This is a genomic window from Agrobacterium sp. GW821-FHT02D03, assembly GCF_059421725.1.
The window spans coordinates 2,085,479-2,109,401 of record NZ_JBWKVN010000001.1 but is presented as its reverse complement, the minus strand read 5'-3'; the positions used below and the strand labels follow the sequence as shown (position 1 = coordinate 2,109,401).

The window sequence follows — 23,923 nt, the reverse complement described above, 5'->3', positions numbered from 1 at the left end:
TTTTAGAGCGGGTAAGGCAGCGGCGCAATCACTGCTCAGCCGCGGCATCATTCGGCTTGGCGGTCAGGATCTTCTGGTAGAAGAGGCCGATGCCGATCAGCACCACGCCAAGTCCGATGAATGAGAGGGCGCGCAACACCCCTTCCAGATTGCTCATGTCGATAAGGAACGCCTTGGCAACAGCAAGCAGCACCAGTGCAGCGGAGGCAAGCCGCAGGCTCTTGGCATCAAAGCGAGAGCCGAGCGCCAGGAGCAGCACGCCGATGGCAAGCCAGACGACGGAATAGCTGTAGGTCTCTCCCTGGAGAAAGCCCTTCCAGTCCGCGATGTTTTCTCCCTGCCAGAAGCGGCGCACCGATAACGTTGCCCAGGCAAAGCCAAGAACTGCGCCTGCAAGCGCGAGCAAGGCAACATAAGGCTGAGGGCGTTTGCCTCGGGCATAAAAAGCAAGTCCCGCATAGGCCGCGCCCGGCAGCAGATAGCCGATAAGAAGCAGGTTGAAGAACGGCCAGCGTCCGGTGTTCTCGCCGGTAAAGTAGGGGTTCAGCACGAAGAAATGGGCAACCAGCACATTGACGATCGCAAGGCAGCCGGCGAGCATCGAGCCGTAGCGGAAGATCGGGCTTGGGCTGTTCATGTCGAGCGTCATCAGCACACCGGACATGCCGATCGTCAGCAGCGTGTAGATCGATTGTTCGCCCAGTGTCGGCACCGCGTCGTTCAACACGCCGCCATTCATCGCATGCCGCACGAGGATCGCCAGCGTCAACAACACCATCAGGCTTGCAAGAGCTTGCAGGAAGTTTCGGACGCGGAGATCGGGTGAATGGCGCAACAGCCATGCCGAGACCACGGCAAGCAGGGCAGGAACGCCATAGCCTGCAAGAAGCGCATTGAAGACGGGCGTGGTACCGAGGTTTTGCGGACCGACGATCGTCGGCTCCCAGGCAATCCTGCCAAGCACGATCACAAGCGCAAGTGCCATGATCCAGGCGAGAGCCGCCCAGGAACGACGCCCCGTTCCGAGAACGTAGATAAAGCCGAGAAGCGGGATAAGGATGGTGGTTGCGAGGCCGTTCGTCAGGGCATGGATCGTCAACAGGAAGCCGAGGAACGAGCCGACAGCGAGAATATTGACGGGCCGCTGGAAGGCAGGCTCAGAGCTTCGGTCGAAACGATAGGCAGCGCCAAAGAGAACAAGACCGATCGCCAGGCCATAGGCCGCGTGCAGCCAGTCCCGCGTCAGATTGCCATATTCGACGAAGCTGATGACGCCGAGCCCGACGGGAACGATGGAGCCGATCAACGCCCAGAGTGTGCCGAAACCCGCATCCCTCGATGTTCTGCGCCGTATCGCTTCCACGGCAAACAGCAGGAAGACGATGCCCATGATGCGGGTGATCGAAGCCTGAAGGCTGTGATCGACGGCGATCGAGGCAGGTGTTGCGACGCTGCCGAAGGTCGACAGGAATTCGAGGTTGTTTTGCGCCAGGATGTTGGCGCAGCCAAGTGCTGCGAGCGCAGCGAAGACGGCGGGCCACACCGCATTGAGGCGGCCGGCACCCAGCGCCGCAAGCCCGATGATGAGCACGGCAACGACGAAAGCGGGGTGCATGCTGATACCGGCGCTGCTGGCCAGCATGGCAAGTGCGGTGAGAACGATCGCAAGCGAGGCGGTGAGATTGATCGCGAGCGGCGGTCTTGCCAGGAACACGAGAAGGCGGTTTGCGGGTTTTGCAGCATCGCCCTCGGTCACAGGCGGTTTTTCATCTGCGACATACTCGTAGACTTTGCCAGGCCAGATCCAGATCAAGCCCGCGATCACCGCAAGAAGGGCGAACATGACGGGCTCGGCAAGAACCGTGTTCGACGCCATGGTGTAGCCGATAGCCCAGAGGCCAAGGCCGATATTGCCAAGAGCGGGCACGACCTTCCATCGCTGGTATCGCGCCGCAAGCGCCGTTGCCACCCATGAGACCGTGAGGAAGCCGAAGAGCGCCCAGATGTTCGGCGTCTCGGTAACAATAAGAGAGGGCGTGATCATCGAGCCGAAGAGCCCGAGCCCTGCAAGCGCCTGACCGTGAAGCAGCGACAGTCCCAATGTGGCGAAAGCCACCAGCGCAAGCAGGATGAAAGCCGTCGTCGGTCCGATATACTCGTAGATGCCATAGGCGGCAAAGACCACACCGAAGAGGGTCAGCGAGGCGGCGGCTGTCAATACGCCAGGGATCATGGCATTGGAATAGGCGGCCGCAATGCCGGGCACGGCCCGGCGGCGGATGGCTTCGCCAGCAGCAGCAAGCAGAAGACCGAAGAGGGCCGCCATGGCAAGCCGCACAGCGGGGCTCAGCAGGCCGTTTTCGATGGAGTATTTGACCAGCAATATGCCGCCGAGACCAAGCGTGATGCCGCCGAGCCAGACAGCCCAACGCGCACCCAGCCTGCTTTCGAAGCTTTCCTGTGTGGCAGCAGTAGCGGAACTGGCGCGGGCCTCTGTGGGAACGGCTTCGTCCTGCTTTATGTCCTCTGACATCGACTGAACGGGAAGCGGTGGCGGAACAACGTTTTGATCCGTATCGGCTTCAGCTTGGAAGGCTGATGATGAGAGATTTTCAGCAACTGCACTCGCAGCAGCATCTTCTGGCTGCTCCTGAGCCTCAGCGGACGTACCAACAGGCACGACACCCGCCGCCATCTGGGCCTTGAGGCTGGACATTTCCTTCTCAAGCTCTGCGAGGCGTCGGGAGTTCTTGATGCTGGCGCGTAGCGTGTAGAAAAACGCAACAACATAGCCGACGATAAGAAGCAGCAGGAAAGATGTCATAAGCACTCCGCGTATAGCTCTGTTTTTTAAAGCCTTTTATTGCGGTATCTGCAAGCGTCTTGGCGTCTTTTGGTTTAAGCTGCGGTCGTTCTTGGCGCCTAATTGGCTGCGCGCGCCGCGATCCATTCCTTGGCCAGTTCGACGTCTTCGAATCCAAGGTCGTGATTGTTCGGCAGAACCCTGACTGCCACATCGGCGCCGCTGCCTTTCAGAATGTCGGCAAGCGCATGGGCCTTGTCGCGATGGCGATCTGTCTCTCCGGCAGCCAGCAGGAAGTGTTTGGAGGCTAAATCCACGGCAGGCCAATGCTCCAGAACCGGCATCGGTCTAAGCAGCAAGGCATCGGCCGCCCAATCGGGGTGGAGGGCGAAGAAGGCGGCAAGGAAGTTGGCGCCGTTGGAGTGGCCGATGAAGCGCAACTTGGCGCGATCAATGCCATACGACTGGATCGCGCCTTGCATGAAGGCGGCGAAGGCTTCGGCTTCAGCAGCAATATCCGTCTGGTCGAAGTTGAGATCGCCAAAGCGCCGGAACCAGCGCGCCACATCTTCTTCAGTGCTCCGGCCACGAACGCCGAGCAGCGTGGCGTTGGGATTGGCCCGATGTGCCAGTGCCATCAAGCTGGTCTCGCTGCCGCCCGAACCGTGAAGCAGGACAATGGTGCTGCCATCAGAGTCCGCAGGCGTGTGGAAACGATGGATGAAGGGCAGGTCGCGGTAGATGACGCGCTCCTCTCCCGGCATGGAAAATTGCGGTAGCGCCACGCGCACGTCTTCCTCGTCGCGCATGAAAAGCGGCGGAATGAACAGTTCCTCGCCGAGCCTTTCCAGCGGCTCGTCGATGGTCATGCCCGGCGCGTCGGTTGCCATCTCAATCAGCACGCCGCCCGGCTCACGGACATAGAGCGAGTGAAAATACTTCCGGTCATGTGCATTGGTGGTGGAAGAATTCAGGGACTTCAGCCGCTTGAGCGTCTCGTCCAGTTCATCCATGTCCTTGGCGCGAAAGGCGATGTGATCCACGGTGCCTGTGCCCGGCGCACTGGACCAGAAGCCCGTTGCATCGCGGACGTCAATAATGTCGCCGGCTTCGGACGACATGCGGCGGATTGCGCCCTGTTTGTCCTGGCGCGCGTAGCCGAAATAGTTGGAGAGGAAGCTTTCGGTCTCTTCCGGTACCTCGCTCAGTACAGTAGCGCCACGAATGCGGCGGATGGCGTGTTCCAGCGGAATGCCGGGCGCATCATGCGGCTGGGCTTCAGGAAAAACGCCGGTGCCGACAAGCTTGATGATGATGCCGTCCGGATCCTTCAGCCGGATGACAGGCTCGCCGAACTCTTCCATCGGTCCTTCGGTATGGACGCCCGCCTGCAAGGCGCGCGTGAGCCAGAAGCCGATGCCTGCTGGATCGATGGCCAGAGACACCTCCAGCGTCTGGCCGTAACCGACGCGCCCCTGTCCGCCATCCTCCCAGACAAGGAATGTCATCAGTGATCCGGGGGAGGCGGCATAGTCGCCGTAAAGCAGGTGGAGTTGCATGGCGTCTTCGAAGCCGGCTGTTCGCTTGACAAGTCGCAGTCCGAGGAAACCCGCATAGAAATCCACATTTGCCTGAACCTTCCGCGTGATCATGGTGATGTGGTGGATGCCAAGGGCCGATGTCATGCGTCTCTCCGGACTGTCGTTGATGCTGCCATTTTCATCGTCTCGGTGGATTTCGCAATCCATGAGCGGAAGAACGATGTGTTCATATCCTTAGCACTGCCAGTACGACATCTATGTTTCGCCTATTCAATCGGCGAGATGCCTCAAGCCCAAGCCTAACAAGATTAAAAAATAGTCATAATAAAATTTGCGCAATTTATAAGCTATTAGTTCTTGCTATTAGGAATGAAATTGGTTTGTATGACGGCAACGACACAAAAAAACCTCCAGAGGAAAATTTCTGAATGTTCACGCGAAGGCTGTTTTCAAAGACAGCGGCTTTAGCCGCTTTATCCATGTTTGCCGGCATCTCCGTCGCACCCATTGCAGCTTTCGCCGATACGCCGATCAAATTCACGCTCGACTGGAAATTCGAAGGCCCGTCCGCAGGCTTTCTGCTCGCGCTCGATAAGGGATATTTCAAGGCCGAGGGCCTGGATGTCACCATCGATAGCGGCAACGGCTCCGTCGAAGCCATTCCACGGGTTGCAACCGGCGCCTACCAGATGGGCTTCGGCGATATCAATTCCGTCATGAAGTTTCTCGACGAAGATCCGACACAGAAGGTGAAAGCCGTTTACATGGTCTATGAGCGGCCGACCTTCGCAGTTGTCGGTCGCAAGTCCTTGGGCGTCACGGAAGACCCGAAGTCGCTGGAAGGCAAGAAGCTTGGTGCGCCGCCGCCGGACGGCGCCTTCGCCCAGTGGAAGGCGTTCAAGGAAGTCGCCAAGATCGATGACAGCAAGATCACGATCCAGTCCATCGGCTTCCCGGTGCGCGAACCGATGCTGGCAAAGGGTGATGTCGATGCCGTCTTCGGCTTCGCCTTCTCGGTGATCCTGAACCTGAAGGCGCAAGGCATCTCCGACGACGATATCGCCACGATCCTGATGGCAGAGCATGGCTTGAATCTCTATGGCAACGCCGTGCTGGTAAACACTGATTTTGCTAAAGAAAATCCGCAAGCGGTGAAAGGCTTCCTCAAGGCGCTTGCCAAGGGCTTTGCCGATGCCGTCAAGAACCCGGAAGAAGGCGTTGCTGCAGTTCTGAAGCGCAACGAAACGCTGAACCCTGACATCGAATTGCAGCGCCTCAATATGGCAAATTCGATGAACATCAAGACGCCCTACGTGATCGAAAACGGCATGGGTGGCGTCGATCCGGCACGACTTGCGGCATCCATGGAGACGCTGAAGGTTTCAATCGGCCTCAAGGGCAACGTCAAGGCTGAACAGGTTTTCGACGCAAGCTACCTGCCGCCCAAGGAAGAGCGCATGCTGCCATAACGGCGGCCTAGAGCATGGTCATCGCAAAACTGTGCAGCGGTTTTGCGATGACTACATGCGATGAGCAAGGACTAAAGCGCGAGCAGAGAATCTCAAAGATCGCGACGCGCTTTAGAATAGGACGACTTAACGTTCGTCATGCTCGGGCGCGACCCGGAGCATCCATCGATGGGGCTGATCGCTCCATGGAGTTCGTCCCTCGCATGCGCGGCCATCACGCATTTTGAAATATAACAGGAACTTGGAGATATGGCTCATCTGGTGGAAATCGACGGCGTCGACATGCGCTATGGCGGCGCTTCGGGAACGCTCGCCGTTTCGAACCTGACGCTTACCGTGGATCGCGGAGAATTCGCAGCCGTGGTCGGCCCATCGGGCTGCGGAAAATCGACTCTGATGAAACTCGTGACCGGGCTGCACATTCCCCAGCGTGGCAATGTGATCGTCGGCGGCAAGCAGGTGACCGAACCGGTCTCCATCGTCGGCATGGCCTTCCAGAACCCCACCATGCTGCCGTGGCGCACCACGCTTGAAAACATCCTTCTGCCGCTGGAGATTGTCGAGAAGCACCGCCGCAGGCTGCGCGCCCATAAGGCGGAGTATGTCGCCAAAGCCGAACGGCTGCTGGAGATCGTCGGGCTGAAAGGCTTCGGATCGAAGTACCCGTGGCAGCTTTCCGGCGGTATGCAGCAGCGCGCCAATCTTTGCCGCGCGCTCATCCATGAGCCGGAACTTTTGATGCTGGACGAGCCGTTCGGCGCTCTCGATGCCTTCACCCGTGAGGAACTGTGGTGCGTCATCCGCGATCTTCATGCGGTCCAGCGCGTGACGATCATTCTCGTCACCCATGATCTGCGTGAAGCAGTCTTCCTGGCCGACAAAATTTTCGTGATGAGCGCAAGGCCGGGCAGGGTGCTGGCGGAACACCGCGTACCATTCGAGCGCCCACGCCAACTGTCCCTCATGTATGAAAAAGGCTTCAACGACATGGTTCAGGAACTGCACGGCGAAATCGCTCAGGCGAGGGTAGCGGCATGAGTGCGGTTGTCGAAGGCCAGGTCGTGGCAACGCCACCAAAGCCATTGATCGCCCGCGTCAATTGGGTCAAGGCAGCGCCATGGCTCTATACGCTGGCGCTCTTCGTCGCCTGGGAGTTGCTGGTCTATGCGCTGAAGATGCCGCAGACCGTGCTGCCATCACCCACCCGGGTGGGGCAGGCGGTCGTGCAATATTGGTCGCCGATCTGGAAAAACTCGCTGCAGACGCTCTATACCACGACGCTCGGCTTTGCCATCGCGGTGGTCGCGGGTCTTGGCATCGGCCTCTTCATAGGTTGGTCGAAAACCATCTATGCAGGCCTCTATCCATTGATGATCGGCTTCAATGCCATCCCCAAAGTGGCGCTTGTTCCAGTGCTCGTCATCTGGTTCGGCATCGGAACGGTGCCAGCCGTGCTGACGGCCTTCCTGATTTCCTTCTTCCCCATCGTCGTCAATGTCGCGACCGGTCTTGCCACCATCGAGCCGGAAACCGAGGATGTGCTGCGCGCGCTCGGCGCCAAGAAGATGGACATCATGCTGAAAGTCGGCATTCCGCGCTGCATGCCCTATTTCTTCGGCTCACTGAAAATCGCCATCACGCTTGCCTTCGTCGGCTCCGTCGTGTCCGAGACTGTGGCGTCCAACTATGGCCTCGGCAACATGATGAGTTCGGCCCAGAGCCAGTTCAACGTACCACTGGTGTTCGCTGGCCTGCTCATGCTCGCGGTCGAAGGCATCGTCATGTATGCCATCATGGCTTGGGTGGAAAAACGCATGACCGGCTGGGCGCACCGCTCCACCATGGGACAGTGAAGCAGGGAGAGCGGGCACGTGAGGCGGTGTTGGTTCACCGTCCCTCAGGTTTTGCTGGTCTGACGAACCTCTGCTCCAAAACCTTGCTGCCCCATTGCGATCCAGGGCGCTCCTCGGCGAGACTGAAGCTGCGGCTCTCATAGAGATGGCGGGCAGCCTCCAGACCTGAAAAGGTCCAAAGATGCGTCTCTGTGAATCTCCGAGCGTCCACAAAAGCGAGAGCGGTGTCGAGAAGCTGTTTTCCAACGCCGCTCCCTCGCGCTGAATCATCGACGATGAACCAGCGCAAATGCGCTTTTCCTTCCCCCATATCTTCACCGTCGATCGCGATGGAGCCGATGATCTGGCCGTCTTGAATGGCCGTCCAGATAGCGTTTTTCGGGTTGCCGAGACGATATCCGAACTCGGCCAGACCGCCGGCGACCACAGACTCGAATGCCTGTCCAAAGCCCGCTGTTCTGGCGTAGAAAAGCGCGTGTAATTCCGTGATTCGCGCCATGATCCCGGGCCTGTAGCCCGACTGGATGGAAATGGCGGCGGGCGTTTTTGTCTGGGCCAGCGCTTCGCCGTAAAGACGCAAGCCGTTGGAGACGATGTGGCGCTGCTCCGGAGTCAGTCGCTCGATTGCAGCTCGCACCTGTTGCCGGGCAAAATGATTGATCTGGCCAACCTGGCTTTTTCCGGCCGATGTCAGTGAGAGACTTTTGACCCGATTGTCTGTCTCGCCGGGGTCTTCTGCCACCCAGCCCGCATCGATCAGCTTGCGAAGCATTCTGCTGACGCTCGATTTATCCATATGCAGAGCATCGCCAATGTCACGCGCTGCCACATCGCCTTTTTCGATCTCCAGAAGAGCGTGAACGGATGACGGTGACAGGTCGGTACCTGCAAAGCCCCGACCGGTAAAACCAAGCTCCCGCACCATCTTGCGGGAGTGGATACGTATCTCATCGACAATCAGTTCGGATGACGCCATGACGGAAAACCGGGATTAGTTGCAATATGCAACCTTATTCTGATTGTCTGGACAGTGTCAAGGATCAGGGCGTAGGGGTAGATCCCTCTTCTGCCTGGACCTTTGCAGCGCGCTCATCGAAAGCGAGCTTCAATGCCTTCGTCATATCGCGTGTTGTCGCAAACCAGTTTGAGCTCTGCGCCCAATAACGCAATTTGACGGTCGCGCTATCGGCGCTGGCTGTATCAACGAATGTGGCGGGTGCCGGGTCTAGCAGCACGCGGCTGTCACCCCGAGCAATTTGCAGCAGCATGTCCTGCGTCTCGGCAATGCTCTCACCCTTTGGCACCGTCACGCTCAATTCGTGGCGACGGGTTGGGAAACGGCTGTGATTGGTGATTGGCACGTTCCACAGCGTCGAATTTGGCGCTAGGCGATAGAGACCGTCGCTGGTCTTCAGCTCAGTTGCAAAGAGGCCGATTTCGATGATGGTGCCGGAGACCGCACTCGTTTCGATATACTCGCCGACGCGAAACGGACGAAGGACAAGCAGCATGATGCCAGCTGCGATATTCTGCAACGTGCCTTGTAGTGCCAGACCGATGGCAAGACCTGCGGCACCGAGTGCTGCGAGGATGGAAGCCGTCTGAACCCCGAACTGGCCAAGCACCATGACCATGACCAGAATGAGCACCACATAGCGGATGGCGCCTGCGAAGAAGCCGGCAAGCGTCGCGTCGAAGCCGCGAATGCGGGAAAGACCCTGAAACGCCCAGCGCTGAAGAAATGCCGCGGCCAGCCAGCCAATGATGAGAAGAATAAGTGCGCCGATGACGGAGAAGGAATATTGCACCGCCAAGGCGCTCGCCTGCCTGAGCGCGGCCTGCGATGCCACGATGATGTCCGTTGCCTGTTGTTCCATGGATCGTCCCTTGATGATCTTGCGGTTTCAGGATTGGTAACGATGGGTCCCGGCTCGGGTTCCCGCTAAATCGGGCCCATATCGGTCAGCGGCAGGACAAAGGGGACGTCCCCATCGGTATCGGCACCACGGCCGATCGCCTTGATTGCGCTCACCAACTGACCCTTTCGGTCAAGCAGCCTGTCGCCGATTTCGATGATGCGGGCATTGGGCGTGGCATAAGGCGACACGGTTCGAAGCCGCCGTGCCAGCGCCGTTTCATCCTGATCGGGGTAGAGCGCAAGTGCGGCGACGACGGCCGCTGCAGGCGACCGGGACACGCCCATCCAGCAATGGATCAGAAGCGGTACTGACTGATCCCATTCCCGGGCAAATTCGATCAGCCGCAGAACATGGGCGTCATCCGGCGCGATCAGCGTATCGTTCCCCTTGAAGGCGATGTCGTTCATCTGCAGCGTCAGATGCCGCTCGGCAGCAATCACGGCTGGGCGATGAAAGGCCTGTTCCTTCGCAATCAGAGTGATCATTTCACGCGCCTTGTGGCGCACGGCCATTTCTCCGATGCGGGAGAGAGGCGAGACGACGATTGCAGTCATGATGAAGCCTTGCGCAGCGCTTCGATTGCCTCGAAGCGTTCGATGAAACGGCGTTGCGCCTCAAGTGCCGGAACCGGATCGATCGCGATCATGTCGCGGCTGATGCCGCGCGGCAGGCCGAAGAATTTCTGGGCTTCCGCGAGCGAAAAACCCGCAAGCTCCGTCGCCTCGAAGAAGGCTGCGACCGTGTCCGCCTTCTTGATGCGGTCTTTCAGCTCTCGTGTGGGATGAGGCGGCAGCGAAAAGCGCAGGTGGATGGCGGCTTCAAGCCGGGCTTCCACACTCTTGTAGCCGCCGCCGACGACGGATTTGAAAGGAGAGATCATGTCGCCGATCACATATTCCGGCGCATCGTGCAGCAGCGCCATCAGCATATCGTCCGGCGAAGCGGAGGCGTTCAGATGACAGAAAATCGCTTCGACGATGAGGCTATGCTGCGCCACGGAGAATGCATGGTCGCCACGCGTCTGCCCGTTCCAACGCGCCACGCGCGCCAGACCATGAGCGATATCGGCAAGTTCGACATCAAGAGGAGAGGGATCGAGAAGGTCGAGACGCCTGCCGGACAGCATGCGTTGCCATGCACGCGGAGCCTTGGAAGGTGCCACCGCTTAATCCTCGGCGCCAGCAAGCGGATCGACGGAAGGAAAGCTCAGGCCGGTCCAGGCCGGCAGAGCGACGGTGACAGTCGTGTCCCCAGCGGTCATCACGCTGCCTGATGCCATGGCGTCCGCAGCCCGGTCGACACGGATGATGGCAAGGCCCTGGTTGCCGATGACGGTGCCGAGGGCGCCCATCGGTTTGCCGCCTGCCATGATCTCGCTGCCGGAAGGCGGAAGGGTGCTCGCCGCAGAGACAAGCACGACGCGCCGGCGCGCCGTGCCGCGATGTTTCATGCGCGAGACGACTTCCTGTCCGACAAAGCAGCCTTTTCTGAAGGACACGCCGTCATTCACATCCATCAGCACATCATGCGGAAAGGCATCCTGAAGCGTGTAGTCGCTCCCGGACTCTGCGATTCCGCTGGCGATGCGCAGGGCATCATAACCAGAAACGTCGCCATCGGCGGATTGTCCAGGCACGCGATAAAGCGTTACGCCGGCCTTGGCAAAGCGACCGTCGGTGACAGCGTGCTTCGGTGCCTCTTCGTCCCAATAGACGCTGACGCCGTCGATGTCCTCGGCTTTGAGATCGACGGCAGCGCGCAGCTTGTACATGGTGAGACGGCGCAGCAGTGCTTCCTGTTGGTCCGCACTCGTCTCCAGGCGATAATCCGTCCCGTCACGCGAAACCAGAAAGTCGAACAGAATCTTCCCCTGCGGAGTCAACAGGGCGCCTGCGCGCGCTTCTGTCGGTCCAAGCAATTCCAGATCTGTCGTGATCAGATTTTGCAGGAAGTCGGACGCGGCTTCGCCGCCGATGCGGATAAAACGACGGGTGGCTAAAAAGGCGCAGGACATGGCACTACCGTTCGGCTGGGTTCACCCCACAGCATCGGCTTGAAATCGGGATCGATCTTCTCAAAAGCACGCTGCGTGGCTTCAAAAACTGAGAGCGTCCCCTGTTGGCCCGAAAGCAAGAAAAAGGGACGCTCTAGAGTTAGGATTTTTGCTTCTCAAGGGCAAGCGTTAGAACCTGGTCGGGTGCCCGATCAGTCGCCGGCGCCGAAAAACTTCCACTGTCCGTCGGGTGAAATGCCGATGCGATAGAAGCTGTAATTGCCGTATTCCTGCATGTCGGCCAGATCCCCGGCGGTGATGATGCGCAGCAGGTCCACCTTTTCCGGCTTGGTCAGCGTGGTGAGCGACTTGCCAGCGAAGTAGGGGAAGACATACATCTCATCCGGCGTGCCGGCATCCACACGGGCGTAGCCGGTAGAGAGCAGGTCGAGGATGATCGCCAGCACTTCCAGCCCTTCCGGATCACCGGAGAAGCTCTTCAGCGCAGCAATAGGATCGTTTCCTTCGCCGTCAACGCGTGTCTGGTTCGGACCGGCATTGATCAGCGGTCGCAGCTTTTCGATGTCACCGGTGGAAGCCGCGTCAATAATCAACTGACGCAGACGACGCACCGGCTCTGGCGCCTTGCTGATATCATGCTCGATCTGTGCGGAAATTTGCGGCGCATCGTTTTGCTCTGGTGCGGCCTGCTGTTGGCCGCCCTGGTGGTTCACCAACGGATCCGGCATCGGAATGCCATCAGGGCCTTCGTCGACCTGCGCCGGTTCCGACACCTTGGGCGCGTCGGATGCCTGGGCCTGTTCGGTCTGGCCGCCTGGGCCGGGCTTCAACTCAGAGAGAGCAAAGGCCGAGTGCGGCAGGGCTGTGGCGGAAACCACGGCAGAAAAAACAGCAGCAAACGCGGCGGAAGACCGCGCGGTGTCATGACGGAAAGACAGCATCGATAAACTCCCGCTTACTGGATGATCCGCTGCGGGGAAAATTCGCCAGCGAGCATGCGCTGGCGCAGTGATTCGAGCATGGCCTCTGCGCCGGCTTCTCCATGCATGCGAATGGTTTCGCGCATGGCCAAGGCAATAGCGGCATCTGCGATGATCTCCGGCTCGATACCATCGGCCATACCATCGGCCCAGGCTTCGTTTTGATGTTCCAGAGCGACCTGCATCTTTTCATGCGCGATCATATCGTGGATTTCGTTACGGCTCGTTTGCATATTTCATCCTCGACAGGGCGTTCAAGTCGTTACCACCCTGTTAACAACTCTAACAGTCTTTTATCAAAACGGCACGCCCCACGGCGAAAAGAGGTTAACAATCCTCTAATTTCCGAAGCGGGACGTGATTTCTTGTGCGAGTGTTGCGCCTTCGTTACGGTATTTCTCTTCTGCCGAGAGTGCGGCAGGTGTGCAACTGGTATGGACGGCAGCAAAGGTGCGATATCCGCGGTTGAATGCGGCGGTCATTCGCTGCTTGCGCTGCGGCTCGTTTGCCGTATCCGCCGCCAGAATATCGCCCATCGCCTTGCGCCATTCCTGCGGTCCTGTGGAGGGGCATAGCGTGCGCAGATATTGCACCGCACCCAGAATTTCCGACAGCCGCGCCAGCTTGTCGTCATAGGGTGCTGGCTTGCTTTCCTGAGGCGGCGGTGCAGGAGGCTGCGGCGGTTTTTGGCTGGCAGCATAGGAGGCAACGGGCATGGCCACGCTCACCAACAGTGCTGACAAAAAACAAACCCGTCGACCCATGACTTTACGCGCAACCCAATATCGACTCGTGACACACCTCGCCCAGATAGCTGTGATTCTACTGTTCATGCAACTGGCCTAAAAGGCGCTCTGCGCATTGGACGACACTTTCGGGTGCGGGAAGGCGGCGTATTTCCTCCAGCGTAAACCACCCCGCATCGGCCGCATCGTCCGCAGCAAGGGCCGCGGCCTGCTCATCCGCTTCCACCAGGAATACCGAGAGCAGGAAGTGGCTGGTCAGTTGCCCCGCGCTGTCGCGCGACGGCAGATCATAGGTGGCGAAAAGCTGTGGATGACGGGCGACGATCCCGGTCTCCTCCTGCAACTCGCGAAGGGCAGTATCCGCCGGTGTCTCGCCAGCTTCGCCGCGGCCGCCCGGGAAGGCGAACATATCCTGCGATGGCGGGTTGATACGACGCACCAGCAACAATCGGTCGCCACGCTTGATGATGGCGGAAGATGCGGGCTGGGGAAGAAGCATGCGGTTTCCTTCAAGAATCTGCTTCTTATTATGCAGTCAACCTTGCAGGAAACGTGGCGGCATCGTCTCCCGATAGGGAAAATACTGAAAATAGGGGCGCGCCTCATCAATGACCCGCTTGACGGAGAGCCGCGAAACCAGCCGCTCGAAGTAGTCGCTGGTGTTTCTAAGGTCATCATTGAACGGATGAACGATCGACCCGTAGAAGAGCGCCGGGACGGCCGCGCAATCCGCCATCGAAAACGTCGTGCTCGCAACCCATTGGCGGCCTGCAAGGTGCTGCTCGAGAACGCCGTAGGCCTTGTCGATGGTCGCATGCGCTTCGGACACGCCATGCGGGTCGAGAGAACCTTCGGGACGCAGACGTTCCCCAACAATACGTTGCATAGGCTGGTGGATGTAGAGGTCGAGAAACCGATCCCAGAGCCGCACTTGGAGCTGTTCTTCCGCGTCTTGCGGCAGGAGGCCACAATGACCCGGATAGTGGGTGTTGATATACTCGATGATGATGCTGCTTTCCGGCAGCGTTACGTTGGATTCCATATCCTGCAGCACCGGCATCTTCCCCATCGGCGATTTCTCGAAGAACGCCGCTCTTGAATCAGAATTGGAGAAATCGACGATAACCGACTCAAAAGATGTGCCGTTTTCATAAAGCGCCACAAGCACCTTGTGGCAGAAGGACGAGAGGGGATGCATATAGAGCTTCAGGGTCATGTAACCTCTCCTTGAGGTGAAGGAAACTGTGGCTGGATGCTCGGAAGGCTGAAGGAAAATGCACCAAGGTCATGCTTTTCGCTATGATGCGCCGACGGATTCGAACAGTCCACCGAGATGTTGCCGGAAGCAGGTTCAGGAAACAGGCATGAAACTCCCTCTCGTCTACGCAATGGCAGCGCTTGCTGAAATTGCCGGCTGCTTTGCCTTTTGGGCGTGGCTGCGCATGGGCAAATTGGTGGCGTGGTTGATACCTGGGATGGTGTCGCTTGCGGCTTTCGCCTGGCTTTTGACGCTTGTGCCGACCGAGGCCGCTGGCCGGGCCTATGCTGCCTATGGCGGGATTTATATCGTGGCGTCGTTGCTATGGCTTTGGATCGTGGAACGTCATGCGCCGGATCGTTGGGATCTGGCGGGCGGCGTGGTTTGCCTGGCTGGCGCCTCGCTCATTCTGTTTGCGCCGAGAGGATAGGCTTATGTGCGGTCGCTTCGTTTTGAAGGCCACGCCGGAAGAGATTGCCGACTATCTCGACCTGATAGGGCTGGAGGACTTTCCGCCGCGTTTCAACATCGCGCCGACGCAGCCGATCCTCATCATCGTCGAGGGTGAACGGCAGGAATTGGGAAGCAATCTGCCCAACCGTCAGGCCATGCTCGTGCGCTGGGGCTTCATGCCGGGTTGGGTGAAAGACCCCAAGACCTTCCCGCTTTTGATCAATGCCCGCTCCGAAACCGCCATCGGCAAGGCCTCCTTCCGCGCTGCCATGCGCCACCGCCGCATCCTCATCCCGGCAAGCGGATTTTACGAATGGAAGCGACCGGCCAAAGAAGATGGCGGGAAGCCGCAGGCCTATTACATCAGACCAAAGCGCGGCGGCATTGTTGCCTTCGCCGGATTGATGGAGACATGGTCCTCCGCAGATGGATCCGAAGTCGATACAGGCGCGATCCTCACCACCGCCGCCAACACCTCCATGTCGCGCGTCCATGACCGGATGCCGGTGGTGATTGCGCCGGAGGATTTTAGCCGCTGGCTAGATTGCAAGACGCAGGAGCCACGCCAGGTTTCAAGCCTGATGCGGGCAGCGGATGAGCACTTTTTCGAAATGATCCCGGTGTCGGATAAGGTGAACAAGGTCGCCAATGTCGGTCCTGATTTGATCGCACCGGTAGAGGAGGCAGCACCTCTTGCTCCGGTCAAGGAAAAGAGCGGGCAACTGTCGTTGTTTTAGACAACGGATACGCTTCTTGCAGGTTGCGCCCTGACGTCAAAAATGAAAATGGCGCCCAAAAGCGCCACTTGCAAAGTCGGCAGGCCCCACATTGCCTGCTGAATATGAAAGAGATCAGGCAGTCTTTGCCTGCTTGGGTTTGCGCGCCACCATCATGGCGGCAGCTGCCACAGCCTTCAGGCCAAGCGGCTGATAATGCGCCTTCAAATCCGGCTTTGCCGGCATCTCGATTTTCTTCGTTTCAGTCATTCCACCCTCCGCAGATCGCTTGTCAGGCCCATGATTCGTCGGCCTTTCTGACAAGCTCTCTCGGGGTCAATCGTGACGAATTCGAGGCGGATTCAATCAATTGAAAATTGCAGACTGCGACATTTCGTGTTCGGGATCGCCTGAAAAAAGACGCACGTTAAACCATCCGTTGTCACGGCAAGAATGATCCAGTCTCGTCAAAAATCAGATGCCGCGGTCGAGACCGTCGCCGCAGTCACCATGGTCATGCTCTTCGATCGTCAACGTTCCATAGCGCTTGTGCCAGATACGAGCACTGAAGGGCAGGAAGGTCAGATAGGCGAGCACGGTGAGGATCAGGATTTCCCAGGTGAAGCTCATCAAGAGCGCCACGTAGAGCACCACGATCAGAATCGCTGGAAGCACGAGATCGCGCCGGATACGGCTTTCCGATTTACCCGACCAGACGGGGAGGCGGCTGATCAGGAGGTAACCGATCAGCACCGTGTAGGCGGCAGCGATGTGAGCGAATGTCCTGCTCGGCTCGACGCCGATAAAACCGATATAGACGGGAAGCAGCACCAGCATCGCCCCCATGGGTGCGGGGACACCGACGAAGAACTCGTTCTGCCAGGGTGCCTTGACCTCGCGCTCGATCATCACATTGAAGCGCGCCAGGCGCAGCCCGGCGGCGATGACGTAGATAAGGGCTGCAATCCAGCCAAGCGAGCGGGCCTGATCAAGGAGATAGGCGTAGACGACGAGGGCAGGGGCAACGCCGAAATTGACGATGTCGGCCAGCGAATCCATCTGCGCGCCGAACTTGGACGTCGCCTTCATCATGCGCGCCAGGCGTCCGTCGATGCCATCGAGGAAGGCGGCGAGCAGCACCATGGCAACTGCAAGCTCGAAGCGGCCTTCAAAGGCAAGGCGAACGCCGCTGAGGCCAGCGCAGATCGCCAGCACGGTGACAAGGTTTGGGATGACGAGACGAAGCGGAATTTCGCGAAGCCTCGGGCCTCGTCCACTATCCTGGCTGACCTCATGCTTGCCGTTGATGCCTGGCTGTGGCGCTGGCTCGTCCATCGAACGCTCTCCCTGATGTGTCATCAGCCGCGGCGGCTGATGACGGCTCCCTTGGCAGAGCCGAATTCGGCGAGAACGGTTTCACCGGCGATCGCCGTTTGACCGACGGATACCCGCGGAGAGAAACCTTCCGGCAGGAAAATATCGAGGCGGGAACCGAAGCGGATGAGACCGAAGCGCTCACCGGCATCGACCGGTTCGTTCGGCTTGACCCAGCAGACGATGCGACGCGCGACCATGCCCGCAATCTGCACGACGCCGACGCGGCCATGTGCGGTTTCGATCACGAGACCGTTGCGCTCATTATCTTCGGATGCCTTGTCGAGATCGGCATTGAGGAAGAGGCCCGGGCGATAGGCGACATTGACGATGCGTCCACGTACCGGCGAGCGGTTCACGTGGCAGTTGAACACGTTCATGAACACTGAAACGCGTACCATCGGCTCTTTGCCGAGTTCCAGTTCCAGTGGCGGAACCACAGTCTGGATAGCCGATACGGTGCCATCGGCCGGGCTGATGATCAGCTCATCATCCTGAGGCGTGACGCGTTCAGGATCGCGGAAGAAGTAGGCGCACCAAGCGGTCAGAACCATGCCGATCCAGAACAGAGGTTCGGCGATCCAGCCGAGCACCAGCGATGCCACGAAGAAGGCGGCGACAAAAATGTAGCCTTCCTTGTGGATCGGAACGAGGGTGTTACGAATGGTATCGAACAGGTTCATTGGTCTTTCTTCTCCGAAGTTTCTTTATCGGCCTTTGCGATATGCGCCAAGAAGGGCGCTCCCACTGGGACCTCGATTTGCCTGCACGCCCGAGGGCGAAAACTTGGCTCGTTCCTGCAAGACATGCACCATATAGTCGTTTCTCGACAATATTCACGTCTCAAGGCGACAAAACACGCATAGGTGACTACAGGCAAACCGCGTCACGAGCAATGGTGCGCAGCAGTTGGGCCGGTTTATACCGCGGTCAATGCGCGGGTTCGCCACGATCCACGACGCCAAGGTCGTCCTTCTCGCGAACTTCCCGAAGCCTTTCCTCGGCCTGGATCGCTTCGCGCTGACGGCTCCACATCGAGGCGTAGAGGCCACCGGCCAGCATCAATGACGAATGGGTGCCCCGCTCGGCGATGTTTCCATCCTTCAGAACGATGATCTCGTCCGCACCGATGACGGTGGAGAGGCGGTGAGCGATCACCAGCGTGGTGCGGTTTTGCGAGACCACATCCAGCGCGCTCTGAATTTCCTGTTCTGTATGGGTATCGAGCGCCGATGTTGCCTCGTCGAGGATGAGGATCGGCGGTGCCTTCAATATGGTGCGAGCAATCGCAACACGCTGTTTCTCGCCGCCGGAAAGCTTCAGGCCGCGTTCGCCGACCATGGTCTGAAACCCGTCCGGTAACTTGCTGATGAAGCCGCTGATCTGCGCCGCATTGGCGGCGGCCGTGACATCGGCGTCAGGTGCGTCGGGGCGGCCGTAGCGAATGTTGTAGGCCAGAGTGTCGTTGAACAGCACCGTGTCCTGCGGGACCATGCCGACCACCGCGCGCAGGCTTTTCTGCGTCACGTCGCGAATGTCCTGGCCATCAATGGTGATCGAACCGCCTTGGATATCGTAGAAACGATAGAGCAGGCGGGAGATCGTCGATTTCCCCGCTCCGGACGGTCCGACAATGGCAATGGTCTTGCCGGCCGGCACATCGAAGGAGATGCCCTTGAGAATCGGGCGCTCAGGATCGTAGGAAAACTGGACGTCCTTAAAGCTGACAGCGCCCGTGCCGATTTGGAGTGGCTTGGCATCCGGTGCATCCACCACTTCCGCCTCGACTTCCAGAAGATCGAACATCTGCTCGATATCCGTCAGACCCTGGCGGATTTCGCGATAGACGAAGCCTATGAAGTTGAGCGGTACGGAAAGCTGGAGAAGCAGCGCATTGATGAAGACGAAGTCGCCGATGGTCTGTTCGCCGCGCTGAACCGCGAGCGCCGACATCACCATCATGACGAGCGAACCAAGACCGAAGATGACGCCCTGGCCGAAGTTGAGCCAGCCGAGCGACGTCCAAATGGCGACGGCGGACTTCTCGTAACGCGCCATGGAGGCATCGAAGCGCTGGGCTTCCATGCCCTCATTGCCGAAATATTTCACCGTTTCGAAGTTGAGAAGCGAGTCGATCGCCTTGGTGTTGGCGTCGGTATCGCTGTCATTCATCGACCGACGAATGGAAATGCGCCAGTTGCTGGCTTTGACCGTGAACCAGATATAGGCCCAGACGGTCACGACGGTGACGAAGACATACCAGAAGCCATAGGACACCCAGAAAATCGCCGCCGTCAGCAGGAATTCGATGAATGTCGGGGCGGTGTTGAGGATGGTGAAACGCACGATGGTTTCGATGCCCTTCGTGCCACGCTCGATGATGCGCGAAAGACCGCCCGTCTTGCGCTCGAGATGAAAGCGCAGCGAAAGCTGGTGCATATGCACGAAGGTCTTGTAGGCAAGCTGGCGCACCGCGTGCTGACCAACGCTGGCGAAGAGTGAATCTCGAAGCTGGTTGAAGCCGATCTGGATAATGCGGGTGATGTTATAGGCGATGACCAGCGCAACCGCACCCAGCAGGAAGACGGGCAGCAGCCCCGCCATATCGACCTTGCCATTCAGTGCATCGGTCGCCCATTTGAAGAAATAGGGAACGGAGATCAACACCAGCTTGGCAATGAGCAGGAAGAAGGTGGCCCAGACCACCCGCATCTTCAGATCGGGTCTGCCCTCCGGCCACATATAGGGCCACAGGTTGACAATGGTCTGCATCGGATTGCTGGAATCCGCTGAAATCGTCTTCTTCTTGTCGGCCATGCTCTGCTCCGGCGTCTGCCGGGATGCAGACAGCAAGACGGCGGCCCTGATGAGCCGCCGTTGTCTAAATTAGATAGTGTCCTGACAGGGCATTTGCAATGCCCTGGGTCCTATTCTTACCGCGTCTTCAACCGGTTGCGGTGGATCTCTTCGGCATTTGGCAGCGCCTTTTCCGGTACGTCGAAAATCTGGCCTGGCTCGATCAGATCCGGGTTCTGGATTTGCTGCTGATTGGCAAGGTAGATGGTGGTGTAACGCACGCCCTGACCATAGACGCGGCGCGAAATTTGCCACAGCGTATCGCCGCGGCGAATGATCACCGCGCTGTCGCTATGCGCAAGCGGCGCCTGTTCGAAGGTCTTTGTGCCGGACGCATCAGTAGCCGGAGTGCCAGCATTCGCCGGCGCAGATGTTGTGGGGGCTGATGCGTTCAGCTCCTCGAAACGAGCTGTCAGGCCTGAAATGGCCTTACCGACAGCCGCGACATCGCTTGGCAGTGCTTCAACGAGCGAGAGCAGGGAACGCGCCTTGTGAGAGATGCCAGCAACGAATGCGGTAAAGGCCGGGTCGGCAGAAGCCGCAGTGCGGAACTCCGAAAGCGAACGAAGCGCGATAACCGTTGCAGACTTTGCTGCCGCGACCTCGTCAAGCGTCGGTGTCTTGCCGTCCTTAAAGAGACCGGACAGGATACTGAAGGCCTTCGACACTTCCGTGCGCAGCGCTTCGAACGCAGCCTGATCGGTGACCGCAGCCGGAGCCTTGCCGGATGCCGTCGCGTTCTGCTGGGCGGCAGGTGCGCCGGATGGCTGCATGGCAACCGTGGCCTGATCCGTGTCCGGGCGGGAGAACGGCACGCGCACACGCACGGTCACCTTGCCGGACGCATCGAGCGCTTCCGCCGTGATGATGTGGCTGCCGACCGAAAGCTGGATGTCGCCTTCAACGACAAAACTGCCGGAGGCTTCTGCCTTGCTTTCGCCAACACGGGTATCGTCCACCAGGGCGCGGATCGTCGTGCCCGCGGGTGCAGAGCCGGCGATATAAATTTTTGAGCCGTCGAACTCGACGGCGGTGACGCGCACGGACGCAGTTTCAGGTGCGGCGTTGGCTGACGCTGCATTGCCGCTCTGTGCAGCGTTCGCGGGCGTTTGTGTGCCGTTTGCAGCAGGTGGTATGGCCTGCGCTTGCAGGGCAGGCGGAGCGGCTTCCGGCATGGTCAGAACGCGGCTGGCCTTGCCAGGTGTCGTGACCATGGCAAGCAGATCGCCGTTGTTTTGGGCGGGGACGGACACGGTCGCCACTTCACTGGACTCGGAGACTTTGCCGTCCTTTCCGGTTGCGCGCAGCACCAGTTCATGGTCGCCAGGTGGGAGTGGATTGTCGAGAACGGCTGCGAAATCGCCGCTGCCCTCAACCGGCGTCTTGGCGATAACCTCACCCTTGTTGACGATTTCAAGCTGCGAACCCGGTTGCGCCTTGCCGGCAATCACCGCCGAACCATCCGGCTCGACGCGCAAAACGTCGAATGTCGGGAGCTGAGCCGCATCGCCCGTGGTTGTCGGTGCCGATGGTGTCGCGGGCTGTGCAGGCGTCTGGGCCGGCTGAGGAGCGGCGGCAGGCGCCTCCGTTCGAGGAGCGCCATCATCCGTGCCCGCGAACACGCCAGCAAGACGGCGGACTTGAGCTGCGGCCGCTGCGGCATCTGTCGGCAAGCTGCGAAGATAGGCCGTGGTCCGCTCGGCTGCCGTACGCGCAGTCGTGATCAGACGCGAGGTCGTCTCGTCGAGCGATTCCGGAATGTCGATGTTTTCCAACTCGCGAAGCGAGTCTTCGACCTGCTTGCGGGCGGCAGCAAACTCTTCATTGGAGGGCACCTTGCTGTCGGCAAAGAGGTTGCTCATGTCCTTGATGGACTTGTTGGCGGATTCCGCCAGACGGCCAACCTTTTCCGCAATATTGGTCGTGTCCTTGGCGGCATCCGACAGAAGGTCGCCCGCCTTTTCACTGCCCATCTCAACGCTGTTCTTGACGGCATTGCTGGCTTCGTTGATGGCGTCGCCGATCGGCTTGTCATCACCGGACATGCGAGGAAGAACGAAGAAGACCATGAGCAGCGTGGCAATGCCGAGCACGACAAGCGCCAACAATCCAGCTCTTTTATTTTTCATTATGTGTCTCCAGATCATTCTTCGCAATATTATCGTGGATTGCTAGCGTTTTAGCGCTTTTCATACAAGCGTCACCTCCGCCAAAGCGCCGCGTTTGTCGTATCTTCCCCCAAAATTTCTTGACGGAATTGACCCTGCGTAGTTCGGTGCCGGCCATGACACATGAAAACCATTCGATTCGATCCATCTGCGTCTATTGCGGCTCTCAGCCCGGGCGCGATCCCGCCTATATGGAAGCAGGCCGCAACCTTGGGAAATCCCTGGCCGAAAACGGCATTCGCCTCGTCTATGGTGGCGGCACCAAGGGCATCATGGGTGCAGTCGCAAGCGGCGTTCTGTCAAACGGCGGCGAAGTAACGGGCATCATACCCGAGTTTCTCGTCGATATGGAAGCGACACGCCATTCTCTTGGCCAATTGAACGAACTTGTGATCACCAAGGACATGCATGAGCGCAAGCACATGATGTTCGAGCGCGCGGATGCGTTCGTCACTTTGCCCGGCGGTATCGGCACCGTGGAAGAGATCGTCGAGATCATGACCTGGGCGCAGCTTGGTCGTCACGCCAAGCCCATGGTCTTCGCCAATATCAACGGTTTCTGGGACCCTATGCTGGAGCTGATCCGCCATATGCGCGACCAAGGCTTCATCCACCGCGCTCATTTGCTGAACCCGTTGGTGATCGACCGGATCGACGATATAGTGCCGGCCATCATCGAACGTGCCGTGTCACAGCAAAATCCGGAAGGCGACCCTTCGGTGATTGCGAAGCTTTAAAGCTTAACGCTGCCGGTCAACCGGCAGCTCTGCCTTTCATCAGGCTCGGCAGGGTATAGACCGCCAGTGCCGCCCAGATCATCGTAAAGGCGATCATGCGCACCATGTCGAAGGGTTCCTTGAAGACGAAAACCGCGATGACGAAGATCATCGATGGTGCGATATACTGCATGATGCCGATGGTGGAGAGCTTCAAGAGCTTGGCGCCATTGCCATAGAAGATCAGAGGGACGGCGGTGATGAGTCCGCTTGCCGCCAGAAGCCAGCTATCCTGCGCTGTGCCCGCAAAGAAATGTCCTTGCCCGGTGAAGGCCAGATAAACGATGAAGGCAAGAGCGGGGGGAGTCAGCAGCAGCACCTCCAAGAGGAAGCCCTGTGTCGGCCCGATCGGCAGCGTCTTGCGGAAGAAGGCGTAAAAGCCCCAGGATACGGTCAGCGCGAGCGCCACCCAAGGCAGGCCGCCGGCATTCCATGTCAAAAGCGCCACGGCAACCGCAACCAGCGAAATGGCAGCGATCTGCATGCGACTGAGCTTTTCCTTCAGGATCAAGGCGCCGAGAAGAATGCTGAAGAGCGGATTGATGAAGTAGCCGAGTGCAGCGTCCAGCGCATGACCCGAGCCGATAGCCCAGATGTAGATACCCCAGTTGACGCTGATCAGCGATGCGGTGAGGCAGGCCATGGCAAGCATGCGAGGCGTGGTCAGCGCCTGGCGGATTTCGGCGGTTCGACCGAGCACGATCAGCACGATGGCTGCAATCGGTACCGACCAGACGACGCGATGAACGATGACCTCGAGCGGCGAAATATGCGCTACGGCCTTCATGTAGAAGGGCAGGAAACCCCAAAGAAGATAGGCCGTCAGTGCGTAGATGAAGCCACGGACGCTATCGCCCGCCTGGGGAGCCTGAATGGTGGGGTTCATTGCCATGGGAATACTGCCAATATGATCGGGGTCTCTTCGCAGTATTCCCCTTTGGCGTGATGTACCAATTCATTTCCGTGAAGCTTTGGTTAGAAAAGCTGCAAATGCTCA

General features: G+C 58.9%; 24 protein-coding genes. 6 read left to right on the top strand and 18 right to left on the bottom strand.

The window, feature by feature from the left end:
- Nucleotides 1-28: 28 nt before the first annotated feature.
- Together AC07U5_RS10025 and AC07U5_RS10020 are read right to left on the bottom strand one after the other, a co-directional pair.
- Nucleotides 29-2,824 carry a DUF2339 domain-containing protein gene (locus tag AC07U5_RS10025; protein ID WP_494722906.1) on the bottom strand — a complete coding sequence of 932 codons (2,796 nt, stop codon included), beginning with the start codon at nucleotides 2,822-2,824 and terminating at the stop codon, nucleotides 29-31.
- Nucleotides 2,825-2,922: 98 nt separating this feature from the next.
- Nucleotides 2,923-4,488: a VOC family protein gene (locus AC07U5_RS10020; RefSeq protein WP_494722905.1), complete on the bottom strand. Its 1,566-nt coding sequence runs from the start codon at nucleotides 4,486-4,488 to the stop codon at nucleotides 2,923-2,925.
- A 335-nt stretch (nucleotides 4,489-4,823) separates the two neighbouring features.
- Between AC07U5_RS10020 and AC07U5_RS10015 the strand changes: the two genes are divergently transcribed.
- From AC07U5_RS10015 to AC07U5_RS10005, 3 genes are all read left to right on the top strand, one after another.
- Nucleotides 4,824-5,813, top strand: coding sequence for an ABC transporter substrate-binding protein (locus AC07U5_RS10015; RefSeq protein ID WP_376782018.1), 990 nt, complete (start codon nucleotides 4,824-4,826; stop codon nucleotides 5,811-5,813).
- A 249-nt stretch (nucleotides 5,814-6,062) separates the two neighbouring features.
- The gene (locus AC07U5_RS10010; protein WP_162692916.1) at nucleotides 6,063-6,851 is read left to right on the top strand and encodes an ABC transporter ATP-binding protein; all 789 of its coding nucleotides are present in this window, start codon (nucleotides 6,063-6,065) and stop codon (nucleotides 6,849-6,851) included.
- Entirely contained in the window at nucleotides 6,848-7,666 is an 819-nt protein-coding gene (locus AC07U5_RS10005; protein ID WP_062437994.1) for an ABC transporter permease, read from the top strand. The genes AC07U5_RS10010 and AC07U5_RS10005 overlap by 4 nt, the downstream gene beginning before the upstream one ends.
- A gap of 34 nt (nucleotides 7,667-7,700) precedes the next feature.
- Here AC07U5_RS10005 and AC07U5_RS10000 read toward each other — a convergent pair whose 3' ends face one another.
- The 10 genes from AC07U5_RS10000 to AC07U5_RS09955 all read right to left on the bottom strand — a co-directional run bounded on the left by AC07U5_RS10000 (nucleotide 7,701) and on the right by AC07U5_RS09955 (nucleotide 14,541).
- A complete protein-coding gene (locus tag AC07U5_RS10000; RefSeq protein WP_112518940.1) occupies nucleotides 7,701-8,642 on the bottom strand; it encodes a bifunctional helix-turn-helix transcriptional regulator/GNAT family N-acetyltransferase in 942 nt (313 codons plus the stop codon).
- 64 nt (nucleotides 8,643-8,706) lie between these two features.
- The gene (locus AC07U5_RS09995) at nucleotides 8,707-9,543 is read right to left on the bottom strand and encodes a mechanosensitive ion channel family protein (protein WP_112518941.1); all 837 of its coding nucleotides are present in this window, start codon (nucleotides 9,541-9,543) and stop codon (nucleotides 8,707-8,709) included.
- A 65-nt stretch (nucleotides 9,544-9,608) separates the two neighbouring features.
- Complete coding sequence (locus AC07U5_RS09990) at nucleotides 9,609-10,139, bottom strand: tyrosine phosphatase family protein (RefSeq protein WP_112518942.1); 531 nt, start codon at nucleotides 10,137-10,139, stop codon at nucleotides 9,609-9,611.
- On the bottom strand, nucleotides 10,136-10,747 hold the full coding sequence (locus AC07U5_RS09985; protein ID WP_427928976.1) for a YfbR-like 5'-deoxynucleotidase: 612 nt from the start codon (nucleotides 10,745-10,747) through the stop codon (nucleotides 10,136-10,138). The genes AC07U5_RS09990 and AC07U5_RS09985 overlap by 4 nt, the downstream gene beginning before the upstream one ends.
- Nucleotides 10,748-10,750: 3 nt before the next feature.
- Nucleotides 10,751-11,599: a CAF17-like 4Fe-4S cluster assembly/insertion protein YgfZ gene (ygfZ, locus tag AC07U5_RS09980; RefSeq protein ID WP_494722904.1), complete on the bottom strand. Its 849-nt coding sequence runs from the start codon at nucleotides 11,597-11,599 to the stop codon at nucleotides 10,751-10,753.
- A 191-nt stretch (nucleotides 11,600-11,790) separates the two neighbouring features.
- On the bottom strand, nucleotides 11,791-12,540 hold the full coding sequence (locus AC07U5_RS09975) for a hypothetical protein (protein ID WP_494722903.1): 750 nt from the start codon (nucleotides 12,538-12,540) through the stop codon (nucleotides 11,791-11,793).
- Between the two features lie 14 nt (nucleotides 12,541-12,554).
- Nucleotides 12,555-12,812: a hypothetical protein gene (locus AC07U5_RS09970; RefSeq protein ID WP_062425653.1), complete on the bottom strand. Its 258-nt coding sequence runs from the start codon at nucleotides 12,810-12,812 to the stop codon at nucleotides 12,555-12,557.
- Nucleotides 12,813-12,917: 105 nt separating this feature from the next.
- Entirely contained in the window at nucleotides 12,918-13,343 is a 426-nt protein-coding gene (locus tag AC07U5_RS09965) for a TIGR02301 family protein (protein WP_494722902.1), read from the bottom strand.
- Between the two features lie 58 nt (nucleotides 13,344-13,401).
- Complete coding sequence (locus tag AC07U5_RS09960; RefSeq protein WP_494722901.1) at nucleotides 13,402-13,824, bottom strand: NUDIX hydrolase; 423 nt, start codon at nucleotides 13,822-13,824, stop codon at nucleotides 13,402-13,404.
- 36 nt (nucleotides 13,825-13,860) lie between these two features.
- Nucleotides 13,861-14,541 carry a glutathione S-transferase family protein gene (locus tag AC07U5_RS09955; RefSeq protein ID WP_343108841.1) on the bottom strand — a complete coding sequence of 227 codons (681 nt, stop codon included), beginning with the start codon at nucleotides 14,539-14,541 and terminating at the stop codon, nucleotides 13,861-13,863.
- 148 nt (nucleotides 14,542-14,689) lie between these two features.
- On the opposite strand from AC07U5_RS09955, the gene AC07U5_RS09950 reads away from it, so the two are divergent.
- Complete coding sequence (locus AC07U5_RS09950) at nucleotides 14,690-15,013, top strand: YnfA family protein (RefSeq protein ID WP_494722900.1); 324 nt, start codon at nucleotides 14,690-14,692, stop codon at nucleotides 15,011-15,013.
- 4 nt (nucleotides 15,014-15,017) lie between these two features.
- Complete coding sequence (locus tag AC07U5_RS09945) at nucleotides 15,018-15,773, top strand: SOS response-associated peptidase (protein WP_494722899.1); 756 nt, start codon at nucleotides 15,018-15,020, stop codon at nucleotides 15,771-15,773.
- 114 nt (nucleotides 15,774-15,887) lie between these two features.
- On the opposite strand, the gene AC07U5_RS09940 is transcribed toward AC07U5_RS09945, so the two are convergent.
- The 5 genes from AC07U5_RS09940 to AC07U5_RS09920 all read right to left on the bottom strand — a co-directional run bounded on the left by AC07U5_RS09940 (nucleotide 15,888) and on the right by AC07U5_RS09920 (nucleotide 22,111).
- Complete coding sequence (locus AC07U5_RS09940; protein ID WP_272865808.1) at nucleotides 15,888-16,022, bottom strand: hypothetical protein; 135 nt, start codon at nucleotides 16,020-16,022, stop codon at nucleotides 15,888-15,890.
- 204 nt (nucleotides 16,023-16,226) lie between these two features.
- Complete coding sequence (pssA, locus tag AC07U5_RS09935; protein WP_494722898.1) at nucleotides 16,227-17,087, bottom strand: CDP-diacylglycerol--serine O-phosphatidyltransferase; 861 nt, start codon at nucleotides 17,085-17,087, stop codon at nucleotides 16,227-16,229.
- Nucleotides 17,088-17,110: 23 nt separating this feature from the next.
- Complete coding sequence (locus AC07U5_RS09930) at nucleotides 17,111-17,809, bottom strand: phosphatidylserine decarboxylase (RefSeq protein ID WP_062437972.1); 699 nt, start codon at nucleotides 17,807-17,809, stop codon at nucleotides 17,111-17,113.
- A 247-nt stretch (nucleotides 17,810-18,056) separates the two neighbouring features.
- Nucleotides 18,057-19,943, bottom strand: coding sequence for an ABCB family ABC transporter ATP-binding protein/permease (locus AC07U5_RS09925; protein ID WP_494722897.1), 1,887 nt, complete (start codon nucleotides 19,941-19,943; stop codon nucleotides 18,057-18,059).
- 116 nt (nucleotides 19,944-20,059) lie between these two features.
- Nucleotides 20,060-22,111: a LysM peptidoglycan-binding domain-containing protein gene (locus tag AC07U5_RS09920; RefSeq protein WP_494722896.1), complete on the bottom strand. Its 2,052-nt coding sequence runs from the start codon at nucleotides 22,109-22,111 to the stop codon at nucleotides 20,060-20,062.
- A gap of 155 nt (nucleotides 22,112-22,266) precedes the next feature.
- Between AC07U5_RS09920 and AC07U5_RS09915 the strand changes: the two genes are divergently transcribed.
- Nucleotides 22,267-22,887 carry an LOG family protein gene (locus tag AC07U5_RS09915; RefSeq protein ID WP_111848008.1) on the top strand — a complete coding sequence of 207 codons (621 nt, stop codon included), beginning with the start codon at nucleotides 22,267-22,269 and terminating at the stop codon, nucleotides 22,885-22,887.
- 16 nt (nucleotides 22,888-22,903) lie between these two features.
- On the opposite strand, the gene rarD is transcribed toward AC07U5_RS09915, so the two are convergent.
- The gene (gene rarD, locus AC07U5_RS09910) at nucleotides 22,904-23,818 is read right to left on the bottom strand and encodes an EamA family transporter RarD (protein ID WP_494722895.1); all 915 of its coding nucleotides are present in this window, start codon (nucleotides 23,816-23,818) and stop codon (nucleotides 22,904-22,906) included.
- Nucleotides 23,819-23,923 lie beyond the last annotated feature (105 nt).